The 23,772-nt window shown below is 67.0% G+C and carries 26 protein-coding genes; 16 read left to right on the plus strand and 10 right to left on the minus strand.

Features of this window, described 5'->3' with window-relative positions; all coding sequences use genetic code 11:
- Positions 1–16 precede the first annotated feature (16 nt).
- Positions 17–775: a cyclase family protein gene (locus E0E39_RS03835; protein WP_165444626.1), complete on the minus strand. Its 759-nt coding sequence runs from the start codon at positions 773–775 to the stop codon at positions 17–19.
- A 131-nt stretch (positions 776–906) separates the two neighbouring features.
- Here E0E39_RS03835 and E0E39_RS03840 point away from each other — a divergent pair, with 131 nt between their 5' ends.
- From E0E39_RS03840 to E0E39_RS03875, 8 genes are all read left to right on the plus strand, one after another.
- Positions 907–1,584 (plus strand): trimeric intracellular cation channel family protein, encoded by a 678-nt coding sequence (locus E0E39_RS03840; protein WP_165444627.1) that lies wholly within the window; start codon positions 907–909, stop codon positions 1,582–1,584.
- Positions 1,585–1,711: 127 nt separating this feature from the next.
- A complete protein-coding gene (guaB, locus tag E0E39_RS03845) occupies positions 1,712–3,226 on the plus strand; it encodes an IMP dehydrogenase (protein ID WP_130873563.1) in 1,515 nt (504 codons plus the stop codon).
- 10 nt (positions 3,227–3,236) lie between these two features.
- Positions 3,237–4,340 carry a GuaB3 family IMP dehydrogenase-related protein gene (locus tag E0E39_RS03850; protein WP_130873564.1) on the plus strand — a complete coding sequence of 368 codons (1,104 nt, stop codon included), beginning with the start codon at positions 3,237–3,239 and terminating at the stop codon, positions 4,338–4,340.
- Entirely contained in the window at positions 4,340–4,648 is a 309-nt protein-coding gene (locus tag E0E39_RS03855; protein WP_130873565.1) for a chorismate mutase, read from the plus strand. The genes E0E39_RS03850 and E0E39_RS03855 overlap by 1 nt, the downstream gene beginning before the upstream one ends.
- 309 nt (positions 4,649–4,957) lie before the next feature.
- On the plus strand, positions 4,958–5,512 hold the full coding sequence (thpR, locus tag E0E39_RS03860; protein ID WP_130873566.1) for an RNA 2',3'-cyclic phosphodiesterase: 555 nt from the start codon (positions 4,958–4,960) through the stop codon (positions 5,510–5,512).
- Positions 5,513–5,566: 54 nt separating this feature from the next.
- Positions 5,567–6,130 (plus strand): TetR/AcrR family transcriptional regulator, encoded by a 564-nt coding sequence (locus E0E39_RS03865; RefSeq protein WP_165444628.1) that lies wholly within the window; start codon positions 5,567–5,569, stop codon positions 6,128–6,130.
- Between the two features lie 105 nt (positions 6,131–6,235).
- Positions 6,236–7,198 carry an ATP-binding cassette domain-containing protein gene (locus tag E0E39_RS03870; protein WP_130873568.1) on the plus strand — a complete coding sequence of 321 codons (963 nt, stop codon included), beginning with the start codon at positions 6,236–6,238 and terminating at the stop codon, positions 7,196–7,198.
- Positions 7,195–8,019: an ABC transporter permease gene (locus tag E0E39_RS03875; protein ID WP_130873569.1), complete on the plus strand. Its 825-nt coding sequence runs from the start codon at positions 7,195–7,197 to the stop codon at positions 8,017–8,019. The genes E0E39_RS03870 and E0E39_RS03875 overlap by 4 nt, the downstream gene beginning before the upstream one ends.
- Positions 8,020–8,289: 270 nt before the next feature.
- Here the strand turns inward: E0E39_RS03875 and cysK are convergent, their stop codons facing one another.
- Entirely contained in the window at positions 8,290–9,219 is a 930-nt protein-coding gene (cysK, locus tag E0E39_RS03880) for a cysteine synthase A (RefSeq protein ID WP_130873570.1), read from the minus strand.
- A 126-nt stretch (positions 9,220–9,345) separates the two neighbouring features.
- Between cysK and guaA the strand changes: the two genes are divergently transcribed.
- The 4 genes from guaA to E0E39_RS03900 all read left to right on the plus strand — a co-directional run bounded on the left by guaA (position 9,346) and on the right by E0E39_RS03900 (position 11,912).
- Complete coding sequence (gene guaA / locus E0E39_RS03885; protein ID WP_130873571.1) at positions 9,346–10,899, plus strand: glutamine-hydrolyzing GMP synthase; 1,554 nt, start codon at positions 9,346–9,348, stop codon at positions 10,897–10,899.
- A 144-nt stretch (positions 10,900–11,043) separates the two neighbouring features.
- Positions 11,044–11,271, plus strand: a complete 228-nt coding sequence (locus E0E39_RS03890; RefSeq protein ID WP_245988182.1) for a CopG family transcriptional regulator — start codon at positions 11,044–11,046, stop codon at positions 11,269–11,271.
- Positions 11,268–11,591 carry a TA system VapC family ribonuclease toxin gene (locus tag E0E39_RS03895; RefSeq protein WP_245988183.1) on the plus strand — a complete coding sequence of 108 codons (324 nt, stop codon included), beginning with the start codon at positions 11,268–11,270 and terminating at the stop codon, positions 11,589–11,591. The genes E0E39_RS03890 and E0E39_RS03895 overlap by 4 nt, the downstream gene beginning before the upstream one ends.
- A gap of 96 nt (positions 11,592–11,687) precedes the next feature.
- Complete coding sequence (locus E0E39_RS03900; protein WP_130873572.1) at positions 11,688–11,912, plus strand: hypothetical protein; 225 nt, start codon at positions 11,688–11,690, stop codon at positions 11,910–11,912.
- 91 nt (positions 11,913–12,003) lie between these two features.
- On the opposite strand, the gene E0E39_RS03905 is transcribed toward E0E39_RS03900, so the two are convergent.
- From E0E39_RS03905 to E0E39_RS03915, 3 genes are read right to left on the minus strand one after another with little or no spacing between them, the layout of a single operon-like run.
- Positions 12,004–13,482: an ABC transporter ATP-binding protein gene (locus E0E39_RS03905; RefSeq protein WP_130873573.1), complete on the minus strand. Its 1,479-nt coding sequence runs from the start codon at positions 13,480–13,482 to the stop codon at positions 12,004–12,006.
- Positions 13,479–14,237: an energy-coupling factor transporter transmembrane component T gene (locus E0E39_RS03910; RefSeq protein ID WP_130873574.1), complete on the minus strand. Its 759-nt coding sequence runs from the start codon at positions 14,235–14,237 to the stop codon at positions 13,479–13,481. The genes E0E39_RS03905 and E0E39_RS03910 overlap by 4 nt, the downstream gene beginning before the upstream one ends.
- Before the next feature lie 12 nt (positions 14,238–14,249).
- Positions 14,250–14,867, minus strand: a complete 618-nt coding sequence (locus tag E0E39_RS03915) for an MptD family putative ECF transporter S component (protein ID WP_245988184.1) — start codon at positions 14,865–14,867, stop codon at positions 14,250–14,252.
- Between the two features lie 144 nt (positions 14,868–15,011).
- Between E0E39_RS03915 and E0E39_RS03920 the strand changes: the two genes are divergently transcribed.
- A complete protein-coding gene (locus E0E39_RS03920) occupies positions 15,012–15,971 on the plus strand; it encodes an AraC family transcriptional regulator (RefSeq protein ID WP_130873575.1) in 960 nt (319 codons plus the stop codon).
- A 140-nt stretch (positions 15,972–16,111) separates the two neighbouring features.
- On the opposite strand, the gene E0E39_RS03925 is transcribed toward E0E39_RS03920, so the two are convergent.
- Genes E0E39_RS03925 through E0E39_RS03935 form a run of 3 tightly spaced genes read right to left on the minus strand, consistent with a single transcriptional unit; the run spans position 16,112 to position 17,642 of the window.
- Positions 16,112–16,354: a PspC domain-containing protein gene (locus E0E39_RS03925; protein ID WP_207302403.1), complete on the minus strand. Its 243-nt coding sequence runs from the start codon at positions 16,352–16,354 to the stop codon at positions 16,112–16,114.
- Entirely contained in the window at positions 16,354–16,563 is a 210-nt protein-coding gene (locus E0E39_RS03930; protein WP_130873577.1) for a hypothetical protein, read from the minus strand. Before E0E39_RS03930 ends, E0E39_RS03925 begins: the two co-directional genes overlap by 1 nt.
- On the minus strand, positions 16,560–17,642 hold the full coding sequence (locus tag E0E39_RS03935; protein ID WP_130873578.1) for a PspC domain-containing protein: 1,083 nt from the start codon (positions 17,640–17,642) through the stop codon (positions 16,560–16,562). The genes E0E39_RS03930 and E0E39_RS03935 overlap by 4 nt, the downstream gene beginning before the upstream one ends.
- 128 nt (positions 17,643–17,770) lie before the next feature.
- Between E0E39_RS03935 and E0E39_RS03940 the strand changes: the two genes are divergently transcribed.
- Positions 17,771–19,003 (plus strand): ATP-binding protein, encoded by a 1,233-nt coding sequence (locus E0E39_RS03940; RefSeq protein WP_130873579.1) that lies wholly within the window; start codon positions 17,771–17,773, stop codon positions 19,001–19,003.
- The gene (locus tag E0E39_RS03945; protein ID WP_130873580.1) at positions 19,000–19,665 is read left to right on the plus strand and encodes a response regulator; all 666 of its coding nucleotides are present in this window, start codon (positions 19,000–19,002) and stop codon (positions 19,663–19,665) included. The genes E0E39_RS03940 and E0E39_RS03945 overlap by 4 nt, the downstream gene beginning before the upstream one ends.
- 77 nt (positions 19,666–19,742) lie before the next feature.
- Here the strand turns inward: E0E39_RS03945 and E0E39_RS03950 are convergent, their stop codons facing one another.
- Together E0E39_RS03950 and E0E39_RS03955 are read right to left on the minus strand one after the other, a co-directional pair.
- Positions 19,743–20,003, minus strand: a complete 261-nt coding sequence (locus tag E0E39_RS03950) for a GlsB/YeaQ/YmgE family stress response membrane protein (RefSeq protein ID WP_130873581.1) — start codon at positions 20,001–20,003, stop codon at positions 19,743–19,745.
- Between the two features lie 70 nt (positions 20,004–20,073).
- On the minus strand, positions 20,074–21,306 hold the full coding sequence (locus E0E39_RS03955; RefSeq protein ID WP_130873582.1) for a phospholipase D-like domain-containing protein: 1,233 nt from the start codon (positions 21,304–21,306) through the stop codon (positions 20,074–20,076).
- 30 nt (positions 21,307–21,336) lie between these two features.
- Between E0E39_RS03955 and pcrA the strand changes: the two genes are divergently transcribed.
- A complete protein-coding gene (gene pcrA / locus E0E39_RS03960) occupies positions 21,337–23,733 on the plus strand; it encodes a DNA helicase PcrA (RefSeq protein WP_130873583.1) in 2,397 nt (798 codons plus the stop codon).
- Positions 23,734–23,772: the final 39 nt, after the last annotated feature.

The following is a 23,772-nucleotide window of genomic DNA, read 5'->3' on the forward strand; positions in this document are numbered from 1 at the left end:
TGACCCTTTCAACTGTTCACTGCTTGGGAACGAAGGCGAACACGCGGGTGGGGAAACCGGTTCCGCCCGCGATTCGTGGTACCCCGACCGCGATGACACTGCCGATGGCCGGGAGCTGCTCGAGGTTGATCAGGTTTTCCAGGTGCCACAACCCGGCGGGATGGGAGACCGTGCGGTGCACCGGGAAATCGGGTTTGTCGCCGGGATCTATGCCGAGGGTGTCGACACCCAGGCCGACGACCCCACGGTCCACGAGCAGGCGGGTGGCATCGACCCCGAAACCGGGGAACTTGAGGTCGGTGGTGCCCTCGGAACCGGCGTAGCCGAGAGCGCTGTTCTTGCGTTGGGCCCAGCCCGAACGCATCAGCACCGCGCTCCCGGCGGGGATGGTGCCGTGCTCCTCCTCGAAAGCGGCCACGTCATCGGGTTCGATGACCGCGTTCGGATTGGCGGCGGCCTTCTCGGAGACGTCGATGACGACGGCCGGCACCACGAGTTCGTCGATCGGGATGCTCGCGGTGTCGGCGCCTCCGGGAGCGAAATGTTCGGGCGCGTCGAAGTGTGTCCCTGCGTGCTCGAAGGTGGTGAAGACGCGGGCGTGATAGCCGTGTGCAGCATGGGTGACCGCATCGACGATCTCCAGGGCCGGGGCCCCGGGCCACAGGATGGTCTCGGGTCCGAGGATGTCGGTCAGGTCGACGAGTCGGAAACCATCGGTGAGGGCGGCGAATGCGGCATCGCGGGCGGCGATCACGGTGCTGGTTCTCTGGGCCATTCGGCCTCCTCCTCGGCAGGACGTGTTGTTCCGGCGAATCCCCCGCGGGGAGCCTACACCTGGTTGTTTCCGGAAGGATGGAAACGTCCATGCGCAGGATCCCGAGGACGCGACCTCTAGACTTTCCGACCGTGGTGTGGGATCTGGAGATGCTGGCCCGATGGGGGATATCGGTGGCGGGGGTGGTTGCATTTGCGGCTTCCGGGGCGCTCGAGGCGAGACGACGGGACCTGGACGGTATCGGCGTCATCACGCTCGCCTGCTGTACCGCGGTTGGAGGTGGCATTCTCCGAGACCTCCTGATCGGCGCGGTGCCCGTGGCGGCACTGGTCGATCTCTGGATGATCGGGCTGTCGCTGGTGACAGCGGTCATCGTCATGCCACTGGTGCACACGGGGAAGCGACTTCGGATACCGCTGCTGGTGTGCGACGCGGTGGGACTCGGCCTGTTCACCGTCGACGGGGCGCTCAAGGGCCTGGCATTCGGGCTGCACCCCGCAGCAGCCGTGCTGACCGGTGTGGTCACCGGTGTCGGGGGCGGCATCCTTCGCGACGTCCTGGCCAGTGAGGTGCCGCTCGTCTTCCGCCGCCGTTCTCCTTTCTACGTGGTGGCGGCGCTCCTGGGCAGCGGGTTGATCGTCTGGCTCGCATCCATGGGAGTGGCCGGGGGAATCGGGATGTTCGGCACTGCGACGCTGATCTTCCTCATCCGGATGGCGGGGCTTCGATACGGGTGGCACATACCCAACGGCAGCAACAGGATCAGGACAGGGCCAGATGCCAGGGGCTCACGGGAAAACGCGCCGTGATCAAGCGGCGGTGATGAGGTTCCGGGGGCTGTCGAGAAAGCGGTTCTGCGTGGGTGTGGGGAACCGGATGATCCCCTGAGCGCGCGATAGACTCGCCGCCTGAGCCCAAGTTGGGAGGAGCAATCTCGTGGCGAATCTGACCCCCTCCGGTGTCCCGGCCCCATTCGAGACCCTGGGACTGACCTTCGACGACGTGCTTCTCCAGCCCAACGAGTCGGATGTCATTCCCTCGGAAGCGGCGACCGACACCTTGTTCAGCCGCAACATCCGGTTGAACGTTCCCCTGTCCTCGGCTGCCATGGACACGGTAACGGAGACCCGCATGGCCATCGCCATGGCCCGCGAGGGCGGCATCGGGATCCTGCACCGCAACCTGTCCATCGACGACCAGGCACACATGGTGGACCAGGTGAAACGATCGGAGGCGGGGATGGTCACCCAGCCCGTGACCATCGGCCCCGGGGCGAGTCTCCAGGAGGTGGACGAGGCATGCGCCCAGTACCGCGTATCCGGGCTGCCCGTGGTGGACGACGACGGGATGCTGCTCGGGATCATCACCAACCGCGACCTGCGTTTCGAGGACGACGGCACCCGTCCCGTCCACGAGGTCATGACGAGGATGCCCCTGATCACCGCGCCCGTCGGCATCTCCAACGACGACGCCCTAGCGCTGCTGGCGAAGAACAAGATCGAGAAGCTGCCCATCGTCGACTCGTGGGGCAGGCTCAAGGGCCTGATCACCCTCAAGGACTTCGTCAAGGCCGACAAATACCCCAACGCCGCCAAGGACGACGCCGGCAGGCTCCGGGTGGGGGCGGCCGTCGGTTTCTTCGGTGACGCCTGGGAACGGGCCATGGCCCTGGTGGAGCAGGGGGTGGACTGCGTCATCGTCGACACCGCCCACGGCCATTCCCGGGGTGTGGTCGACATGATCCGCCGCATCAAGTCCGACCCGGCCGCAACCGGGGTGGACGTCATCGGCGGCAACGTCGCCACCTACGCCGGCGCCCGGGCACTCGTCGAGGCGGGGGCCGACGGCGTGAAGGTCGGCGTCGGACCGGGGTCGATCTGCACCACCCGCGTGGTGGCGGGGGTCGGGGTGCCACAGGTCACCGCCATCCACGACGCGGCCCGCGCCGCCAGGCCCCACGGCGTGCCGGTCATCGGGGACGGCGGCCTCCAGTACTCCGGTGACATCGCCAAGGCCATCGTCGCGGGGGCCAGCTCGGTGATGCTCGGCTCGCTGCTGGCCGGCTGCGAGGAGAGCCCCGGAGACCTGGTGTTCATCAACGGCAAACAGTTCAAGACCTACCGTGGCATGGGTTCCCTGGGGGCGATGGCCGCGCGCGGCCGCAAGACCTCCTACTCGAAGGACCGCTACTTCCAGGGCGACGTCACCAGCGACGACAAGCTCATTCCCGAGGGCATCGAGGGGCAGGTGGCCTACCGCGGCCCCCTGGCGGCGGTCGCCTATCAGCTGGTCGGCGGGCTCAGGCAGTCGATGTTCTACTCCGGTGCCCGCACGATCGATGAGTTGCAGGAACGTGGACGATTCGTCCGGATCACCGCGGCGGGTCTGCGAGAATCACATCCGCACGACATCCAGCTCACCGCTGAGGCACCCAACTACTGGTCACGCTGACAGGAAAACGATGTACGAATTCGGCCGCTCCAAGAACGCCACCCGCGGGTACTCCTTCGACGACGTCGCCATCGCCCCCGCGCGGCGCACCCGCTCCGAGTCGGAGGTGGACCTCCGCTGGCGCATCGACGCCGTCACCTTCGACGCCCCCATCGCCGCCGCCCCCATGGACTCGGTGATGTCACCCGCCACCGCCATCGAGATGGGGCGCCTGGGTGGGCTGGGGGTGCTCAACCTGGAAGGCCTGTGGACCCGCTACGAGGATCCCTCCCCGGCCTACGAGCAGCTCACCGAGCCCGCCGACCAGGTGACCACCACCCGCCGTATGCAGCAGCTCTACGCCGAACCCGTCAAGGCGGAACTGATCGAGGCCAGGCTGGCGGAGATCCGCGCGGCCGGGGTGCCGGTGGCGGGGGCGCTCTCGCCCGCCAGGACCCAGCAGTTCGCGGACGTGATCGAACGGGCCGGGGTGGATTTCTTCGTGATCCGCGGCACCACGGTCTCCGCCGAGCACGTCGACGAGACCGAGGACACCCTCAACCTGAAGGAGTTCATCTACCGTTTCGACGTGCCCGTGCTGGTGGGTGGATGCGCCACCTACCGGATGGCCCTGCACCTGATGCGCGCGGGTGCCGCCGGGGTGCTCGTCGGATTCGGTGGCGGTGCCACCCACACCACCGCCTCGGTGCTGGGTATCGAGGTGCCGATGGCCTCTGCCGTCGCCGACGTCGCGGAGGCCCGTCGTGACTACCTGGAGGAATCCGGTGGGCGCTACGTGCACCTGATCGCCGACGGTGCGGTCGGGAGGTCCGGGGACATCGCCAAGGCCATCGCGTGCGGGGCCGACGCGGTGATGGTCGGTTCCCCCCTGGCACGCGCCACCGAGGCCCCCGGGCGCGGCTGGCACTGGGGACCGGAGGCCTGGCACGCGACCCTGCCGCGTGGCGAGCGGGTGTTCTTCGAGCAGGTCGGTTCCCTGGCCGAGGTGGTCAACGGCCCATCCCACCTGCCCGACGGCACCATGAACCTCGTCGGTGGGCTGCGCAAGGCCATGGCCTTCACCGGCTACACCGACATCAAGTCGTTCCAGCGAATAGACGTGATGGTGCACTGATGGAACCCGAGGACGCCCGCCGGGAACTGCTGAAGTTGCGGGGCAGCATCGACAACATGGACTCCATGCTGGTCCACCTGCTCGCCGAACGTTTCAAGATCACCCAGCAGGTGGGAAGATTGAAGGCCGCCGCGGGTCTCCCCCCGGCCGACCCGGAGCGCGAGGCCCAGCAGATCCGGCGGCTGCGCACCCTGGCCGTCGAATCCGAACTGGACCCGGAGTTCGCGGAGAAGTTCATCACCTTCATCGTCCGCGAGGTGGTGCGGCACCACGAGCAGATCGCCGCGGAGGAGGCGGACGAGGGCTGAACGAACGCCGGGAGGCTTGTTCACGGCTTCCATGAAGCTGGTTGAGCCGACCCGCGAGCGCTGGTGAGCGAGTCGTGTCGAAACCATCGTGCGGGTGTCCGGGGGCTTGCGGTCGGGCCTGCTCTTCGGCTGCCGGGGTGCGTTCAGCAGTGTGCTGGCCTTCCTGCCGTTCGCTTGCCTTACGGGCGAACGCCAGCGCTGTAGCGCAAGCCTTCGGCCACAAGGCAAGCGTTCCATGGAGAAGCATCCCGGAGACATCGACTCGACCAGTTCTGGGTTTCTCGGTGAAGCATTCCCTAGGATCGTCGGATGCGTTGTTTCATCGCCGTGACACCTCCCGCCGATGTCGTCGCCGACATCGACCGCTTCCTGGAACCGCGCCGCACCGCCACCGGGGGCTCGCCGTGGCGCTGGAGCCGGCCTGCGACCTACCACCTCACCCTGGCCTTCATGGCCGAGTTCCCCGGAAACCGGATCGAGGAACTCGCCCAGGGGCTCGACGAATGGGCCGGGCGCCGTGCCCCGCTGGCGATGAACATCGCCGGGGCCGGCGGGTTCCGCGGCCCGGAACACGCGAAGGTGCTGTACCTCGGCGTTCCAGGGGCTGCGGCGGTACAGCTGGGGGAGTGGTCCGGACAGTTGCGGGCCCTCGCCACCCACCACGGCGGCCACCCCGATGGGGCGGGTTTCAGGGCCCACGTCACCATCGCCAGGGCCCAGCGCGCCCAGAACGCGGGGCGCCTCCTCCAGGCCCTCGACACCTACGCGTCCCGGGAGTTCGTCGTCGACGAGGCCATCCTGGTGGAATCCCGACTGGCCACCCGGGCCCACGAGGTGCTGCACCGCGCGCTCCTGCGCGGGTGAGCCGCGACACGCCGAATCTGTACATCTGTACATGTACAGATGTACATTAGCGCCGTGGCGAAACGGACGAGGGACCCGGAGGGGCGCAGGAAGAAGATCCTGCAGGCCGCCGGGGAGCTGATCAAGGAGATCGGGATCAGCGCCGTCACCCACCGGAAGGTGGCCGAGCGCGCCCGGGTGCCGCTCGGGTCGACCACCCAGTACTTCAGGTCCCTCACCGACATGCTGGCGGAGGCACTCACGGGGCTGGAGGAGGAACGCGAGGAGAAACTGGTCGAGTTCGCCTCCGAACCCGACGAGGCCGACGACCCGGTCGTCCTGGTCGTGGACATGGTGATGGAATCCCTCTCGGATCTGAAACGGACCCGCAACGAGATGTCCTTCGCCCTGCTCTACACGACCCACCCGAAGCTTCGGCGCTTCATCGTCCCCGGCGACGCGGCCCTGGCGGAGCGGCTGTCGCGGAACATCCCGGAGGCAACGGGCCGCGCCGTGCTCGCCCATTGCTACGGGGTCCTGTTCCAGGCCGTCGTCCAGGAAACCGTTCCCCCGCGCGAGGAGGTCGAGGCGGCGCTGCGCCGCATCATCGGCGACTCCGTCGAAAGGGCGGACCCATGAAAACGGAAGTGCCGCGATCCGTAGGTGCGTTGGGACGCGGCACTCCCGGGCGGGCAGTCGTTGCAGCGGCTCTCGCCTGATTCCACACCACGAGAAAGGGAATGCATGACCTTCATCACGGCGCAGGAACTGCGTAAAACATATCAAACCAAAACCGGACCGGTACGTGCCCTCGACGGGCTCGACCTGTCCGTCGAGCAGGGAACCGTCCGGGGACTGCTGGGGCCCAACGGCGCGGGGAAGACCACCGTCGTGAAGGTGCTGACCACCCTGCTGCGCCCGGAATCCGGGAGGGCGAGCGTCGCCGGGATCGACGTGCTCGCCGATCCCGCGAAGGTGCGTCCGCTGATCGGCACCTCCGGCCAGTACGCGGCCGTGGACGAGGTGCTGACCGCCCGGGAGAACCTGGTGCTGGTGGGCAGGCTGTACCGGATCGGAACCCGTCAGGCGAAACGGCGCGCGGAGGAGCTGCTCGAGGCCTTCGACCTGACCGAGGCCGCCGACCGGCCATTGAAGGGTTTCTCCGGCGGGATGCGGCGGCGCGTCGACCTGGCCGGGGCGCTCGTGATCAATCCCCCTGTGCTGTTCCTCGACGAACCGACCACCGGCCTCGACCCGCAGGCCCGACTGGGGCTCTGGGAGGTCATCAGGCGGCGCGTGGGGGAGGGGACCACGGTTCTGCTCACCACCCAGTACCTGGAGGAGGCCGACCAGCTGGCCGACTCCATCTCCGTGATCGACCACGGACACGTCATCGCGGAGGGGACCGCCGACGAACTCAAGGCGTCGGTGGGCGGCAAGCGCATCGAACTGACCCTCGTCGACGAGGCGGACACCGACCGTGCCCGGAGGATCGTCGCGTCCAGCACCGGGGCCGATGTGGCGGCCACGGGGCGGGTCCTTACGGCGCAGGTGGGAGACCCCACCGCCGCGCTGATCGCGGTGCTGACGGCCCTGGGTGAGGAGGGCGTCGAACTGCACGACGCAGGCATCCGCCGCCCGACCCTGGACGATGTCTTCCTGACCCTGACGGGTCACGCCGCCGAGGAACAGGAGGTGGCGGCATGAGTCCGGTTCAGGCCCTGGGGCGCGGACCGGTGGCCGGCTGGCTGGGCGACGTCCACGCCGTCCTGGTGCGCAACCTGCTCCAGCTGCGGCGCAGCCCCGAGATCATGGTCTTCTCCGTCATGCAGCCGGTCATGTTCGTGCTGCTGTTCACCCAGGTCTACGGCGGCGCCGTGCACGTCCAGGGCAGCGACTACACGCAGTTCCTGATGGCCGGTGTCTTCGGGCAGACGATCGTGTTCGGGACGATGATCTCCGGCATCTACATGGCCGAGGACCTCAAGGAGGGGATCATCGACCGGTTCCGCACCCTTCCCATGGCGCCCAGTGCGATCCTGGTGGCCCGCACCCTCGCGGACCTGGCCGTGGCCGCCTGCTCCGTGTTCGTGATGCTCATCGCAGGTTTCGTCGTCGGCTGGCGTTTCCAGGCCGGGGTGGGGAACTTTCTCCTCGGGGTGCTGCTCCTGCTGGTCACCGCGTGGTGTTTCAGCTGGGTGACGCTGCTGCTGGGGGTGGCCGTCTCCAAACCCCAGTCCGTCAACAGCGCGGGCATGATCGTGCTGTTCCCGGCCTCCTTCGTCAGCAACGCCTTCGTGCCCTCGGAGACCCTGCCCGACTGGCTGCGCGGGATCGCTGAGTGGAACCCGTTGTCGTCGCTGGTGCAGGCGGTGCGGACGCTGTTCGGGAACCTCGGCACGGCGACGGTGCCCGAGGTGTGGTCGCTGCAGAACCCGGTGGCGGCCACCGCCATCGCATGGGTGGTGCTGTTGGCTGTCTTCCCCGCGCTGTCCCTCGCCGTCTTCCGTAGACGCGTCGCGAGCTGACACCGCATGAAAGCGACTACCCCGCCGATCGAAGATCGGCGGGGGAGTCGGTTTTCCCGGCCCGAAGCCGGTTGAACCGGTCCGCGAGCGTCAGCGAGCAGGGCGTGTCGAAACCTCTTGCGCATATCCGGGGAACCGTGGTCGGGTTCTACCGCCCGGGTGCGGGGTGGTTTCGGCTCAGCCGTTCGCTTCGTTCACGTGCCGGCTCAACCAGCTTCAGTGGGAGGGTGAGCCGGCTTCCGGGGATCCGCTTCTTCCCCGTCCCGGGGATCAGGCGTCGACGAGACCCTCGAACAGGACGGTGGACAGGTAGCGTTCACCGAAGTCGGGCAGCACGGCGACGATCGTCTTGCCGGCGTTCTCGGGGCGGTTGGCGACCTCGACGGCCGCGGAGAGGGCGGCACCGGAGGAGATGCCGACGAGCAGACCCTCCTGGGTGGCGGCGGCCCGCGCGAACTCGATGGACTGGTCGATGGTGCGGGTGATGACCTCGTCGATCACGTCGCGGTCCAGGATCTCGGGGATGAAGTTCGCCCCGAGGCCCTGGATCTTGTGCGGGCCGGGCTGTCCGCCGGACAGGATCGGCGACTCGGCGGGCTCGACGGCGATGACCTTCACTCCGGGTTTGTGTTCCTTGAGCACCTGGCCGACTCCGGAGACGGTGCCACCGGTGCCCACCCCGGCCACGAAGATGTCCACCTTGCCGTCGGTGTCGGCCCAGATCTCCTCGGCCGTGGTGCGGCGGTGCACGGCGAGGTTGGCCGGGTTGGCGAACTGGCGGGCCAGAACGCCGCCGCGCTCCTCGGCGATCTCCTCGGCCTTCGCGACGGCCCCTTTCATGCCCAATGGGCCGGGGGTCAGCACCAGCTCGGCACCGTAGGCGCGCAGCAGGGCACGGCGTTCCAGGGACATGGTCTCGGGCATGGCCAGGACCACCTTGTATCCCTTCGCCGCACCAACCATCGCCAGGGCGATGCCCGTGTTGCCGGAGGTTCCCTCGACGATGGTGCCTCCCGGTTTCAGCTCGCCGGAGGCCTCCGCGGCCTCGATGATGGCGCCGCCGATGCGGTCCTTGACGGAGTTGGCGGGGTTGTAGAACTCGAGCTTCGCGACGACGGTGGCGTTGTCCCCGGCGATGCGGTTCAACTTGACCAGGGGGGTGCGTCCGATGAGTTCGGTGACATTGGAGTAAACGGTCATGTGGGGGACAACGGGGCCCGCATCGTCGCTATTCCCACTACGACTCGTCGTATCACATGCTGGACACCTGGTGCGGGCGCCTCATCTTCTGGCCCAACCGGATCGGCTGGGCCTAGACTCTCGCCCATGACTTCCCAGCACGATCTGGTACTCGTGGTCGACTTCGGCGCCCAGTACGCGCAGCTCATCGCCAGGCGGGTCCGTGAGGCCCACGTCTATTCCGAGATCATCGGCTCCGACGCGTCCGTCGAGGAAATCCTGGCCAGGCGGCCGTCGGCCATCATCCTGTCGGGTGGGCCGTCGTCGGTCTACGCCGACGACGCGCCGCAGGTCGATCCGGCGCTGTTCGAGGCCGGGGTGCCGGTTTTCGGGATCTGCTACGGCTTCCAGGTCATGGCCCAGGCCCTGGGAGGGGCGGTGGCCAAGACCGGGCAGCGCGAGTACGGTCGCACGCCCCTGTCCATCCAGAACAGCGGCAAACTCCTGGCGACCCTCCCGAACACGCTCAACGTGTGGATGAGCCACGGGGATTCCGTCTCCCGAGCCCCGGAGGGTTTCCACGTGCTGGCGCGCACGGCTGGCGCCCCCGTCGCCGCCTTCGAGTGTCGGATGCGGAAACTGGCGGGGGTGCAGTGGCATCCGGAGGTCGCGCACACCCAGTGGGGTCAGCAGGTGCTGGAACACTTCCTGTTCCACATCGCGGGGCTGACCCCAGACTGGACCCCCGAGAACATGGTCAGCGAGTCCATCGCCGACATCCGTGCCCGGGTCGGGGAGAACCGCGTGCTCTGCGCCCTGTCCGGGGGGGTCGACTCCGCGGTTGCCGCGGCGCTGGTGCAGCGAGCCATCGGGTCGCAGCTGACCTGCGTCTTCGTCGACCACGGTCTTCTGCGCGAGGGAGAGGCCAAGCAGGTCAAGGAGGATTTCGTCGAGATCACGGGGGTGGACCTGGTGGTGGCCGACGAGTCCGAACGGTTCCTCGGTGCCCTGGCCGGGGTCTCGGATCCGGAGGAGAAACGCAAGATCATCGGTCGCGAGTTCATCCGCACCTTCGAGGCGATGGCTGCGCGGCTGGCGGGGGAACGCGGCATCGACTTCCTGGTGCAGGGAACCCTCTATCCCGACGTGGTTGAATCCGGCGGCGGGGCGGGGACCGCGAACATCAAGTCGCACCACAACGTGGGCGGGCTGCCCGAGGACCTGCAGTTCACGCTGATCGAGCCGCTGCGCACCATGTTCAAGGACGAGGTGCGGGCCGTCGGCCTGCAGCTCGGCCTGCCCGATTCGCTCGTGTGGCGGCATCCGTTCCCCGGACCCGGTCTGGGGATCCGCATCATCGGTGAGGTGACCGCCGAGCGGCTGGCCGTGCTGCGGCGCGCCGACGCCATCGCCCGCCAGGAGCTGGCACAGGCCCGGAAGGAACGGGAGATCTGGCAGTTCCCGGTGGTGCTGCTGGCGGATGTGCGTTCCGTCGGGGTGCAGGGCGACGGACGCACCTACGGGCATCCCATCGTGCTGCGGCCCGTCACCTCCGACGACGCCATGACCGCGGACTGGGCGAAATTGCCGTGGGAGCTGCTGGAGAAGATTTCCACCCGGATCACCAACGAGTGTGACGAGGTCAACCGGGTGGTCCTGGACATCACCAGCAAGCCACCGGCAACCATCGAATGGGAGTAGCCCAGGGACGAGATGTTCCGCAACGCCCTGATGCTGAGCAGAGTCTCCCGGCAGCCCAACCCGGGTCCTCATACAGCATTGGCTGCATCAGCGATGCGTCAATCATGAATCTGTGATGTTATGGTGATGTCGTTGAGGACAACGGTGCGACTTGATCCCGAGGTCGCCACTGCGGCGGAGCGCCTGCGCCGGGAGCGCCACATCGGTCTGGGCGAGGCCGTCAACGAACTCGCACGCGCGGGCCTGATCCAGAAGCGGAAGCCCACGCGTTTCCGGCAGCGGACGGCCGGCGTCGGGCTGAGGATCGACGTCACCGATATCGCCGGCACTCTCGAGCTGATCGACCAGTTCGACGCCGAGGACGCCCGGTGATCATCGACGCCAACGTCCTGCTCTACGCCGTCGATGAGCAGTCCCACTTCCATGCCTCCGCGCGAACGTGGCTGGAGGAGGCGATGAACGGCGTTGAGCGTGTGGGGTTGCCGTGGGTATCGCTGATGGCGTTCCAACGCATCATCACCCACCCGCGAGTGAGCACGAACCCCCTGAAGCCGGCGGACGCGTGGAGGTGCATCACCGACTGGCTGGACGCCGACCAGGCCTGGGTGCCCAACCCCGGGAACCGCCACAGCGACATCCTCGGACGGCTTCTCATCGACGGCATCCGCTGGATCAATCCCGACCGCAGATAGCGCCATTGTGGGTGCCATCGATGAAGATCCTGGGCGGAGGCCCCAAATCATCCCCGGATTGCCCATCCCCGCACGAAGCACACGAATATTCACTCGTTGCTTCCACCACTTGACGCCAAGCCCTGTGATCGCAGCGATTTCTTCAGCATGGCGGGTTCCGGGACCCTCGCCCCGGGTTTCATGGTGGTCACCTGGCTGCTCATCGGCGGCACCGGGCCGGTCATCCGGATGGGCATCGGCGTTGGTGCCCTCCTCGTCGGCGTGGCTGTCGTGCTGCTCGCCGAACGGCAGCAGCGCGGCGCTGTCACCGTTACGACATGAGTACCGCGGTGAACAACGTCGGTGGTCGGCTCAGGACCGCTGCCCGCGGATCGGGTCGTCGTCGTGACGCGCCGCACGGGTTCCGAGGAGTTCACGAACCCATCGCCGCCCGGATGGCGCCGAACTCGTCGGCCACCCGTGCCTGGCCGACGATGCGGCCGCCGTCCATGTGCAGGATCCGGTCGCAGGCGCACGCGATGAGCTCCAGGTCGTGGGTGATCACGAGGACCGCCCGCCCCTGGTCCGCCAGTCGCCTCAACAGGCGGGCCACGCGGTGCATCCCGTCCAGGTCGATCCCGCTCGTTGGTTCGTCGAACACGAGGATCCGTTTGCCGGCGGCCACGCACGCGGCAACGGCCAGGCGTTGCTTCTGGCCGCCGGACAGCGTCGCCGGATGCCTGTCGGCCACGTCGTCCAGGGCGAGTTCGCGCAGAACGGCGTCCGTGTCCACGGCCCCGGCCCGCTGGCGCGACAGGCCGAAGGTCACCTCGGCCGCGACGCTCTCGGCGAAGAGCTGGTAGTTGACGTCCTGGAAGACCATCGACGAGACCCGGGTGCGTTTCTTCCGGGCGGCTGCCGCATCCCCGATCGTGACCGTTCCCCCCGCCCCGGCCTCGAAACCGCACAGCGTGCGGGACAGCGTCGTCTTGCCCGTTCCGTTGCTGCCGGTGAGGGCGCAGACCTCACCGGCGGACAGCTCCAGATCGATCCCTCGCAGGACGGGCTCACCGCCGCGGTCGAGAGTGAGCCCGCGTGCCGCGAGGAGGGGTTTCGGGGCCGCGGGAACCTCACGGGTCGTGGCCGCGTGGGGGACTATCTCGTCCGGGTCGCGCACCCGCAGGCCCATCCGGCTCACCTCGCCCGCATCGAGGGCGGCGAACTCGCCGGCCGTCATGACGCGACGGAGGCGCCCGTTCTCCAGGAGTACGTATCTGTCGGCGATTCCGGTCAGCCAGGACAGGCGGTGCTCGGCGACCAGCACCGCGCACCCCGATTCCTTCGCGTGCTTCACGAACCCGGCCATGTCCGCCATCGAGGGCAGATCCAGGTTGCTCGTCGGCTCGTCGAGCAACAGGTTCCCGGGGCGCATGGCCCAGATGCTCGCGAAGGCCACCTTCTGGCGCTCCCCGCCCGAGAGTTGGAAAATGTTGCGGCCCGCGAGAGACCACAGACCCAGTTCCTCGAAGGTCGCCCCGACGCGGGCCCGGATGGCCTCCTCGGGCCTGCCCGCGCTCTCCAGGGCGAACGCCACCTCACCGGTGGTGTCCACGTTGAAGAACTGGGTGCGCGGGTTCTGGAAGAGAAAACCCGCCCTCCGCGCGATCTCCCACGTGGCGAGCCCGTCCACGGCCTCCCCGTCGAGCAGGACACGACCGCGCACCTCCCCCGGGAAGAAGCGGGGCGCGAGCCCGCCGGCCAGGCGCAGCAGGGTTGATTTGCCGCAACCGGAGCGGCCGCAGAGCACGACCACCTCACCGGAACCCACCGACAGCGACACGTCCTCGACCCCCGCCCTGTTGGCAGCGGCTGGTGCTCGGTACGAGAAGGAGACGTGATCGAACCCGATCATGCAAGAAACCTGAAGGCCAGTGAACCGACGACGGCGGCACAGAAGAGGGCGAGCATCACGTAGTCCGCGAAACCCATGGCGATGTGCAGATAGCAGGTGCGTTTGGTTGGATTCTCGATGCCGCGCGCGATCGCGGCCATGGAGAGTTCGTCGGCCACGCGGCCCGCGCTCATGAGCACGGGAACATAGATGCAGTCGATCGTACGCATCGGGGTCCGGAGCAACCCCAGAGGGGTCGGCGAGATGCCGCGCATCCGCATGGCGGCCTTGATGAATCCCCAGTCCTCGCGCACCGCGGGCAGGTAGCGCACGACAACGGCAATGGGGATCGTCACCGAGCGCGGCGTACCGATCTTCACCAGTGCGCTCATCAGTTCGTTGACGGGGGTGGTCGCCATTGTCGCGTAGGCCATGAATCCGCAGGCGAAAACCTTGCGGATCAGCAGGAAGAAGGAGAAGAACAACGTTCGCAGCGTGATGTTCCCCATGTGGGGGACGAACTGTGCTGCCGTGATGATCGTCGCATAGAGGACGAGTGCGACCGCAGCGCCCTTCCACCTGCCCAGAGCCACGACGCCGAAAGTGACGGCGAGGCCCATCAGGGTGGCCTCGCAGATCATGTTCGGGGCGAGCGCCACCGCGACCGCCATGGCCGCTGTCGCCGTGAGTTTGGTCCGCGGATCAAGGCGGATGCCCTTTTTCGGGGGAGCCTTCCGGCGTGAGGCGAGGGATCCCAACGTGACCTGATCCGCCAACGTGGGCCTCCTCTACGCCGTCACGCCGGCTTTTTCGAACTGCCTGCGCAGCAGACGCATGCCCACCAGCCCGCTCACGATGGCGCAGGCGACGGTGGCGAGGATCATTGCAGGAAGCATCCACCCCGTGGCCGTGGACGTCATCGTGTCCACGTAGGTGTGTTCCGTGCCGTTTCCCATCAGGTATGACGTGTAGCCGCCCGGATCGACCCAGAGCATGAGGTAGGACCCCATGGGCGACAGCGAGTACAGGATGAACGCCGCGAGGTTCAGGGCTTTGTTCGTGAAGCCCCCGGCGCCGGCGAGCAGGTCTGCGACGACACCGAGCACGACGCAGGCCACCGCCCACACCCAGTACATGCCCGTGACGAACAGGAACGCCCCCTCGACGACGCCGAGAACGATGAGGGGACCATGCTTGGGAACCTTTGCAATGAGCAGCAGGTAGACCGGTCCCGTGAGCAACGCCGCGCCGGCCGGCATCCAGAACGTGAGCACGGGGTTCGGGGCGAAGAACAGTCCTCCCACCATCATGAAAACCACGTAGAGCGCGGTGAACACTCCGATGGTGACCAGGTCGCGGGCGGTGAGCCCCCTCGTGTGTGCATCAGTGACGGAGGATTGCATCATCCGTCCTTTCGTATCAGGTGAGGACATGCTAAGTTCTCACCCGTCAGTATATGAAAGTGCGCGGATTCGCCGAGTTTTCCCGGGATATTCCGTCCCATCCGCACAGATTCGTGTCCCATCGTCACATGATGAAAGGACGGGAGAATGAAGAAATCGTTTCAGGAATCCATCCTGGGGGGCTCGTCGTTCGTGAGGGCAGAATCCCCCCGCGGGTTCGGTCCGCTCTGGGTCTCGTACAGGTCCCGGGGCGAGAAACTGGATGGATGGTTTCACTTCCTGTCCCCCGGGGAGGCCCTGTGGTCCATCAGCATTCACGATTTCGTCATGGCGGGCGATTACGTCATGGAATCGGAGCCGCCGAGCTATCTGACCGTCACATGGTTCAAGTCCGTCTCGGGGGAGGAGTTCAACCCCTACCGCAAACTCAGAACTGGCTCCATCTGGGGGCAGAGCATCGGCGGTGGCCCTTGGCGAGGTGTCGTCCATGACACCGTCCCCGTTCAGAGCGTCTCCATCGAGATGGCGCCCGAGTTCGCTGAGAAATATCTCGCGAGGGAGTTCAACGGAGAGTTCCACAGCGTCGAACAGGCCTTCGTCGCGCTGGGTGGTGGCGACGAGTTTCCCGAGATGAGGGCGCTGCTGTCCAGGCTCTGGCCGCAACCGGGCGACGCGTACCACAATGAGCTCCACTACGAGGGAAAGGTGCTCGAGGCGATGGGGCTCATCGTCGAGCGGTCCAGGAGAGTCCGGATCCGGGAGGCCAAACCCCTCAACCCCACCGATCGCGAGCGCATCCACGACGTGGTGCGCTACATAGACGATCACTGCTCCGCGGATCTGCGCATCTCGGACCTGGCCTCGATCGCCTGCATGAGTCCCACGAAGTTCAAGGAAACCTTCAAGAGGGCGAACGGGAAAACACTCACCCAGTACGTCCAGGAGCGGCGCATGAGCCGGGCCGAACTGCTGCTGCGCCAACCCGGCCTCACCATCGAGCAGGTGGGGCGGGCCGTGGGATACAGCTGCGCCAGCCGGTTCTCGGCGCTGTTCAAACGCGAGACCGGAATGCTTCCCAGCGAATTCCGCAGGACGCTGGGACCGTAGTCGCACTCGACCTGCGCATCATGACGCCGTCCGGGCGGGATAGGCGCTCGGCGGAACGCCTCGGGTACGCTCCGTCGGAACACACCACCCCGCCCGTATCACGGGCACAGCAGGCCGATGGGATGCGCGGGACCGGAGGATCAGCGGTGCCGTTCCCGGCGCCACCGGTTGACCTCCCGCAACCCGTCCTCGGCCAGGGAGCCACCCGTGGGGCGGGGCATGATGGCCCAGAGCACGAAATAGATCAGGAGCCCGGAGCCGGCGCACACCATGAGCAGTGCGAGCACCAGGCGCACGGTCCGGGAGTCGTATCCGGTCGCCTCGGCGATGCCTCCGGCGACGCCCGCGATCCACTTGTCGGAGTCGGAACGAACGAGTTTCATCATTTCTTCCTTTCGTTGGTTTTCCTGTTTCCGGGTGAACGTCCGAGGATGATCATCAACCCCAGCGAGCCCGCCACCAGCAGCACACCCGCGAACAACATCCTCATGGGGATGACGAACCCCTGTCCGAGGGCGGCCCACGCTGAGATCGCCGCGAAACCGATGACGATCACACCCGTGACCATGGTCGGAACATCCAGCCGTTTCATGAGGGGTACTCCACTTTCACGCTGGACAAATACCCGTCTATGAGCAACCGGATTCCCCGGGTCGCGGGATCATGATCCCGAGGATCGGTGCCCCCGGGCCAGGACACGTCAATCGCCCAGGCCCTCACGTAGCGGCGGGCCGGCGGGCCCGGCAGCATGATGCGAACCTCGCTCATGACGGTCCGCACGTGAACGAACGTGGAGCTGTCCGCGGGCAGGTGCCGGAGATCCACCACTCCTTCATTGGTCATCGTGAACTGATAGCTGAGGCGCTCCTGGCCGGAGCTGACCTCGACGGGGTTCGTGGCCCTCTCCACCTCGCTGGTGGCAAGGGCCGCGGTGGTGCCGGCGAACATGACCGCGAGCAGCAGCAACACCACGGGGAGGCGACGGTTGCGCACCAGCAGTCCCCAGCCGAGGATCATGACCCCGACGGCACCGAGGACGATGGAGAGACTCAGGAGGGGGTTGCTCAGCAGACCAAGTACGACGACACCGGTGGCCGCGAGATAGCCGATGAACAACACCAGCCCCGTGCCGAGCCAGGAGCATCGCACGCGTTCGACTGGCTGGGGTTCGGGCGTCTCGGGGGCGTAGAGATCCACCACGGGAAGCTGGGGGTCGGTCCCGGCGGCGGGTTGCTCCCGGCTGACGGTGGGGGAGACCGGCCGCCTGCGGGGCTCCCGCCAGCGGCTGTACAGCACCAGGGCGAACAACGGCAGCAACAACACGGAGGACAGCGAGGACAACATCTGGGAGACCGCCGCCACCACCAAGGTGGAGCTCAGGACGATGACGGTCCACTGGGTCCGCAGGCTCCAGCTGGTGAACACGGGAAGCAACCGGTGGATGAGGGCCTGGCGTCCGGCGCGCGGGGTCAGCAGGATTCCCCAGCCGTATGCGATCACCCCCACCCCGCTCAGCGCGGAGGTCAGGATGAAGAGGACGCGTATCAGCAGCGGGTCGATCCCGAAACGAGAGCCGATGGCCCGGCAGAACCCGGGAGTGAAACCGTTGGACGGGCGGTCCAGATGGGCCAGCCGCGGGTGCAGCGCCCCCAGGTCCACCAGCTCGTTCATGCTCTCCAGTCTGGCCCCTGAAACGGCGAGCGGCCATCAGGACTTCCCCTGAGGTTGTCCTTGAAGGGCCCTGAAACCCGGTTCACGGGGTGGCGTGACGATTCACGGCGTGTCAGTCTTTGAGGGTCATGACTTCCGATCCGTCCACCACGAACGACCCCCCGCAGCTGCAACGCGACCTCTCGCAGAAGGCGATAGCCGGAGTGGCGAGCGGAATCGCCGCGCACCTGCGGTTGCCCGTTGTCTGGTTCCGGGCGGCCTTCGTGCTGCTGGCGTTCTTCAATGGTCTGGGGGTGTTCCTGTACGGGGTGTTGTGGGCCCTGGTGCCCGCGGGTGAACGCGAGGAGGCGCCCGGACTCGCGGGCGCGACCCGGGCCAGCATGCGGCCGCAGCGGATCGACGGGCGGATCGATGCGGGAATGCTGTTCTCCGCGGGGGCGTTGATAGCCGGGGTGCTGTGGGGGATGATCCCCGGCGACGACACCGATGCCGGCCGGGGGATGTCCCTGTTCTGGCCGCTACTGCTGGCGGGCGTCGGAGTGGTCCTGATCTGGTTCCAGGCCGACGGGGGCGGATTGAGGACACGTTCCCCGGGGAAGCGTGCCGGAACGATCGCCAGCGTCGTGAGGCTCGTCGGCGGATTGATCCTGGTGGGTTCCGGGACCAGCTGGTTGCTCGCCTCCCAGTTCGGCTGGGACGGACTCCAGACGGTGGTCGCGGCGGCCGTCGCGCTTCTCGCGGGGGTGGCCGTCGTCATGGCGCCCTGGCTGCTTCGCATCTGGTCGCGGGTCAGGACCGCGGACCGGGAACGGCTGCGTGCCGAGGCTCGGGCAGACATGGCCGCCCACCTGCACGACTCCGTCCTGCAGACCTTGGCCCTGATCCAGCGCCAGGCCGACGATCCCGTCCTGGTGGCCTCCCTGGCGCGCCGCCAGGAACGGGAGCTGCGAACCTGGCTCTATGGGGAGGAGACCCGGGCACAAACCCTCAAGGGCGCACTGGAGCAGATGCGGATCGATGTCGAGGAGCGGTTCCCGATAGCGGTCGAGGTGATCTGCGTGAGCGACATGGATCTTGACGAGGCATCCACGGCGTTGGTTCAGGCGGCGGGTGAGGCCGTCACGAACGCCGCCAAACACTCCGGCGCGCCCCGGGTCGACGTGTTCGCCGAGGTCGAACCCGAACGGGTCGAGGTGTTCGTCCGGGATCGTGGCTGCGGATTCGACGAGTCGACGATCCGTCCGGACCGCAGAGGCGTGAAAGAATCGATCATGGCGCGGATGGAGCGCCATGGAGGGACGGCCCGGATCCGAACGGCACCGGGCGAAGGTACAGAGGTCAGGTTGGAGCTGATTCGATGAGTCAGGAGCAGGGCAGAGCACTGGAAGAGCTGCGCGTGGTGCTCGTGGACGATCACGCCATGTTTCGCGCCGGGGTGCGTCATGAGATCGGAAAACTGTGCCAGGTGGTGGGGGAGGGCCACGACGTGGCGTCGTCCGTGACCTCCATCCTCGAGACGAAACCCGATGTGGTGCTGCTCGACGTTCACCTGCCGGGTGGTGGCGGAGCAGAGGTGATCAAGCAGGTTGCCGCGAAGGCGCCCGACGTGAAATTTCTGGCGCTTTCGGTCTCCGACGCCGCTGAGGACGTGATCGGTGTGATCCGAGCGGGCGCGCGAGGGTATGTGACGAAATCCATCTCCTCGGAAGAGCTCGTCGAGGGTATCCAACGGGTGGCCTCCGGCGATGCGGTGTTCTCGCCGCGTCTGGCCGGTTTCGTACTGGACGCCTTCTCCGGCGCGGTCGACATCTCCAGCATCGATGAGGAACTGGACCGGCTCAGCTCCCGGGAACGCGAGGTGTTGAAACTGATCGCCCGCGGCTACTCCTACCGCGAAGTGGCCAGAGAGCTGTTCATTTCCATCAAGACCGTGGAAACCCACGTCTCCTCGGTGCTGCGGAAACTTCAGCTGAGCAACCGGCACCAACTCACCAAGTGGGCCACGGACCGGCACCTGGTGTGAATCGGGGATCCGGGCCCCGCGGGAAGTGGCCCGTCGTCGCCCTGCCCGGGTGATCGACGGGCCACGGGGCCGGCGTATCAGGCCTTGCGTTTCTTGAGCCAGCCCTGGACCGTCAGGATGATGACGGCACCGACCACGGAGAAGATCAGACCGCGGATGGAGAAGATGCCCTGGTAGGAGGAGTCGAAGACCAGCTGGCCGAGCCAGCCTGCCAGAACGGCGCCGAAAGCACCGAGCGCGGCGGTGGCGACCCAGCCTCCGCCTTCCTCCCCGGGCATGATCGCCTTCGCGATGCTTCCGCCGATCAAACCGATGATGATGTATCCAATGAGGGTCATGCATCAAGCATGCCCTGTTGCAGAGCCACACGCCATCAGGTGAACCCCCGGTTCATCCCCGTGCGGTTGCTCAGAACAGGGGACGCCAGGGGCTGAGCAGGGATTCAGCGAACTTCTTCCACCAGGGCCGACGAAGCCAGGTCTCGGCGGTCAACTCCACCGTGTTGCCCTCATCCACGGAGAAGATGTGTTCCATGTGGGCGGCCACATCACGGTCGGTGATCTCGAGATTCGCCTCGTAGTTGCCCCACAGGCTCAGACGATCCAGGTTCGCGGTTCCGATGGTGGACCATGTGCCGTCTATCACCGCGGTTTTCGAGTGCACCATCGCCCCCTGGTAGAGGAACAACCGGATGCCGGAGTTCAGTAGATCGGTGTAGAAGCCGCGCGACAGCCAGTCCGCAACGGCGTGGTTGGAGCGGTCGGGCACGATGATCCGGACATCCACCCCACGTTTCACGGCGTCACGGAGCGCGGCCACCAGGTCGTCGTCGGGGATGAGGTAGGCGTGGGTCAGCCAGATGCGTTCGGTGGCGCGGTCGATGGCCTCGAGGTACATGTTGCGAATCGGGTAGACCTGAATCCGGGGCACGTTCCGATGCACCTTCAGCGGTGAGTCCCAGCGTCGCTGCTGATCGTTGGTGAGCATGGGCAGTCCCTGTCTGCCGGCGTTCTGGTTCCAGAAGTCGACGAAGGCGTTCTCCAGTTCCGCGGCCCCGGGGCCGATCACGCGGGCGTGGGTGTCGCGCCACTGCTGCGCGTACAGCTTGCCGATGTTGTAGCCGCCTATGAAGCCCTTCTCGTGGTCGACGATCAGCAGTTTGCGGTGGTCGCGTCCCCAGGTTCGCGGTGACCAGGGTTTCGGGAAGGCCGGGTGCCGGAGCGCGAGCACTCCTTCTGGCATGGCGAAGAACCGGCGCGGCACCACGAGATTTGCGAAATCATCCCAGATGACGTTCACCTCGACCCCGCGGGCGGCCGCCCTGCCGAGTGCCTCCTTGAAGGCCTCCCCCACCTCGTCGGACTTCCAGATGTAGGTTTCGAAGTTCACCACCTTCCGGGCGCCGTCGATGGCGGCGAGCATGTCCCGGTAGAGCTCCTCGCCGAAGGTGTAGACGGTGATCTCGTCCTGGCCGACGACCACCGGCTGGGCGGGGGAGTAGGGGAAGCGCCGCAGTTTCCGGTGCTTCTTCCGAAGCGACTCCCAGCCGGTGACTCCGATCATCAGAGCGATCTGTGTCAGCAACAGACCGACGCTGATCCGGGGAATCGCGACACGGAGGAACCTCAGGACTCGCCTCATGACGGCCAAGCCTATTACGGTGATGACACGATGTCTGACTCCCTCTTCCCCGATCTCGCCGCCGTTTTCGCACCAGACGGGACGGCAACTCCCAAACCCTCCTTGCGGGGCGCCGCGCGAGCCGTCGACGAGGGGGAGCTGCTGGCGGACCTGAACGAACCGCAACGGGAGGCCGTCGTCCACTCCGGTTCCCCCGTGCTGGTGGTGGCCGGCGCCGGTTCCGGCAAGACGAGGGTGCTGACCCGACGCATCGCCCACCTGGTGGGGATCCGCGGGGTGCATCCCGGCGCCGTGCTGGCCATCACCTTCACCAACAAGGCCGCCGCCGAGATGCGGGAACGGGTCGCCGGGCTCGTGGGCAACCGGGCGAAACTGATGTGGGTCTCCACCTTCCACTCGGCCTGCGTGCGCGTCCTGCGTTCCGATATTGACCGGTTCGGCATCGCGAAATCCTTTTCCATCTACGACGACGCCGACTCCAAACGCCTGGTGTCGCTGGTGATGCGGGACCAGGAACTCGACCCGAAACGATTCCCGGTGCGTGCGGTGATGAACGCCATCAGCGGCTGGAAGAACGACCTGGTGGATTTCGAGACCGCGAAGGAACAGGCCTCCGGTCCGGTGGAGAAGGCCAACGCCGAGGTCTACGAGGCCTACCAGGCCAGGTTGCGGGCCGCCAACGCCCTCGATTTCGACGACCTGATCATGACCACCGTGAACCTGTTCCAGGCGTTCCCGGAGATCCGTGAGAAATACCGTCGGAGGTTCCGCCACGTGCTGGTGGATGAATACCAGGACACCAACCACGCCCAGTACGCGTTGATCCGTGAACTCTGCGGACAGACCACCTCGCCGGCCACGGATGCGCCGGTGGTGGAGCCGGCCGAGTTGATGGTGGTGGGCGACTCGGACCAGTCCATCTACGCCTTCCGGGGGGCGACGATCCGCAACATCCTCGACTTCGAGAAGGACTTCCCGGGTGCCCGGACGATCGTGCTGGACCAGAACTACCGCTCCACCAACACCGTGCTCCAGGCCGCGAACGCGGTGATAGCCAGGAACCCGGGGCGCCGCGAGAAGGCGCTGTGGAGCGACCTGGGGGAGGGCGCCCCGATCGTCGGGTGGGTGGCCGACACCGAACACGACGAGGCGCAGTTCGTGGCGGGGGAGATCGACCGGCTCGTCGACGACGGCCGTGCCAGCTACGGCGACGTGGCGGTGTTCTACCGGACCAACGCCCAGTCCCGGGCGCTCGAGGAGGTGTTCATCCGCGTCGGGATGCCCTACCGGGTGGTCGGCGGGGTGCGGTTCTACGAACGCAGGGAGATCCGCGACGCCATCGCCTACCTGCGGGCCATCGCCAACCCCGCCGACGACGTGTCGGTGCGGCGGATCCTGAACGTTCCCAAACGTGGGATCGGTGATCGGGCCGTGGCGGCGGTCTCGTCACTGGCAGGTGCGGAACGCATCTGTTTCTTCGACGCCCTCTCGCGCAGCGAGGAGGCGCCGGGCCTGGCGACGCGGTCGGCGAAACAGATTCGCGGTTTCGTGGATCTGGTTGAACGGCACCGCGTGAAGATGGCCCAGGGTGATCCCGCCGACGAGATCCTCACCTCGGTGCTCGCCGAATCCGGATACCTCACGGAACTGCAGAACTCCACCGATCCCCAGGACGAGACGCGCCTGGAGAACCTCGAGGAACTGGTCAACGTGGCGGCGGAGTTCGTCGCAGCCGCGAACGCCGTCGACCTCGACGAGGAGAGCGAGTCCGGGCTGGCGGCGGGAATGCCCGAACCCGACGCCTCGCTGCCCGCCTTCCTGGAGCGGATCGCCCTGGTGGCTGACTCCGACCAGGTGCCGGACGGTGCGGAAGGGCAGGGCGTGGTGACCCTCATGACCCTGCACACCGCGAAGGGCCTGGAGTTCGACACCGTGTTCCTCACCGGCATGGAGGACGGAGTCTTTCCCCACCTGCGTGCCATGGAATCGCAGGACGAACTGGAGGAGGAACGCCGGCTGGCCTACGTCGGCATCACACGGGCCCGCAAGCTGCTGCACCTGTCCCGCGCGACGGTGCGGGTCACCTTCGGGCAGCCGAGCCACAATCCGCCCTCCCGTTTCCTGGAGGAGATCCCAGTGGGTTTGATGGACTGGCGTCGTCTCGGTGAGCCCTCCGTCACGTGGGCGGCCAGCAACGCGGAACGCAGGTCACGGACCAGGCAAGCGCTGAGTTTCGGGACCGGATGCGGGAAACGTCCGACAGCCGGCGAGCTGGTGGTCGGGGATCGCGTGGCTCACACGGCCTTCGGGCTCGGAACGGTGCTGGCCGTTCACGGCGCCGGCCCGAAGCAGCAGGTGGACGTGGACTTCGGATCGGCGGGGAAGAAGCGCCTCGCCATCAGCCATGCCCCCATGGAGAAGCTGTAGGCAACGCAATCGGGACCCCGCGCGACGAGCGGGGTCCCG

This window comes from [Pseudopropionibacterium] massiliense, from assembly GCF_900607225.1.
Taxonomy (GTDB): Bacteria; Actinomycetota; Actinomycetes; order Propionibacteriales; family Propionibacteriaceae; genus Arachnia; species Arachnia massiliensis.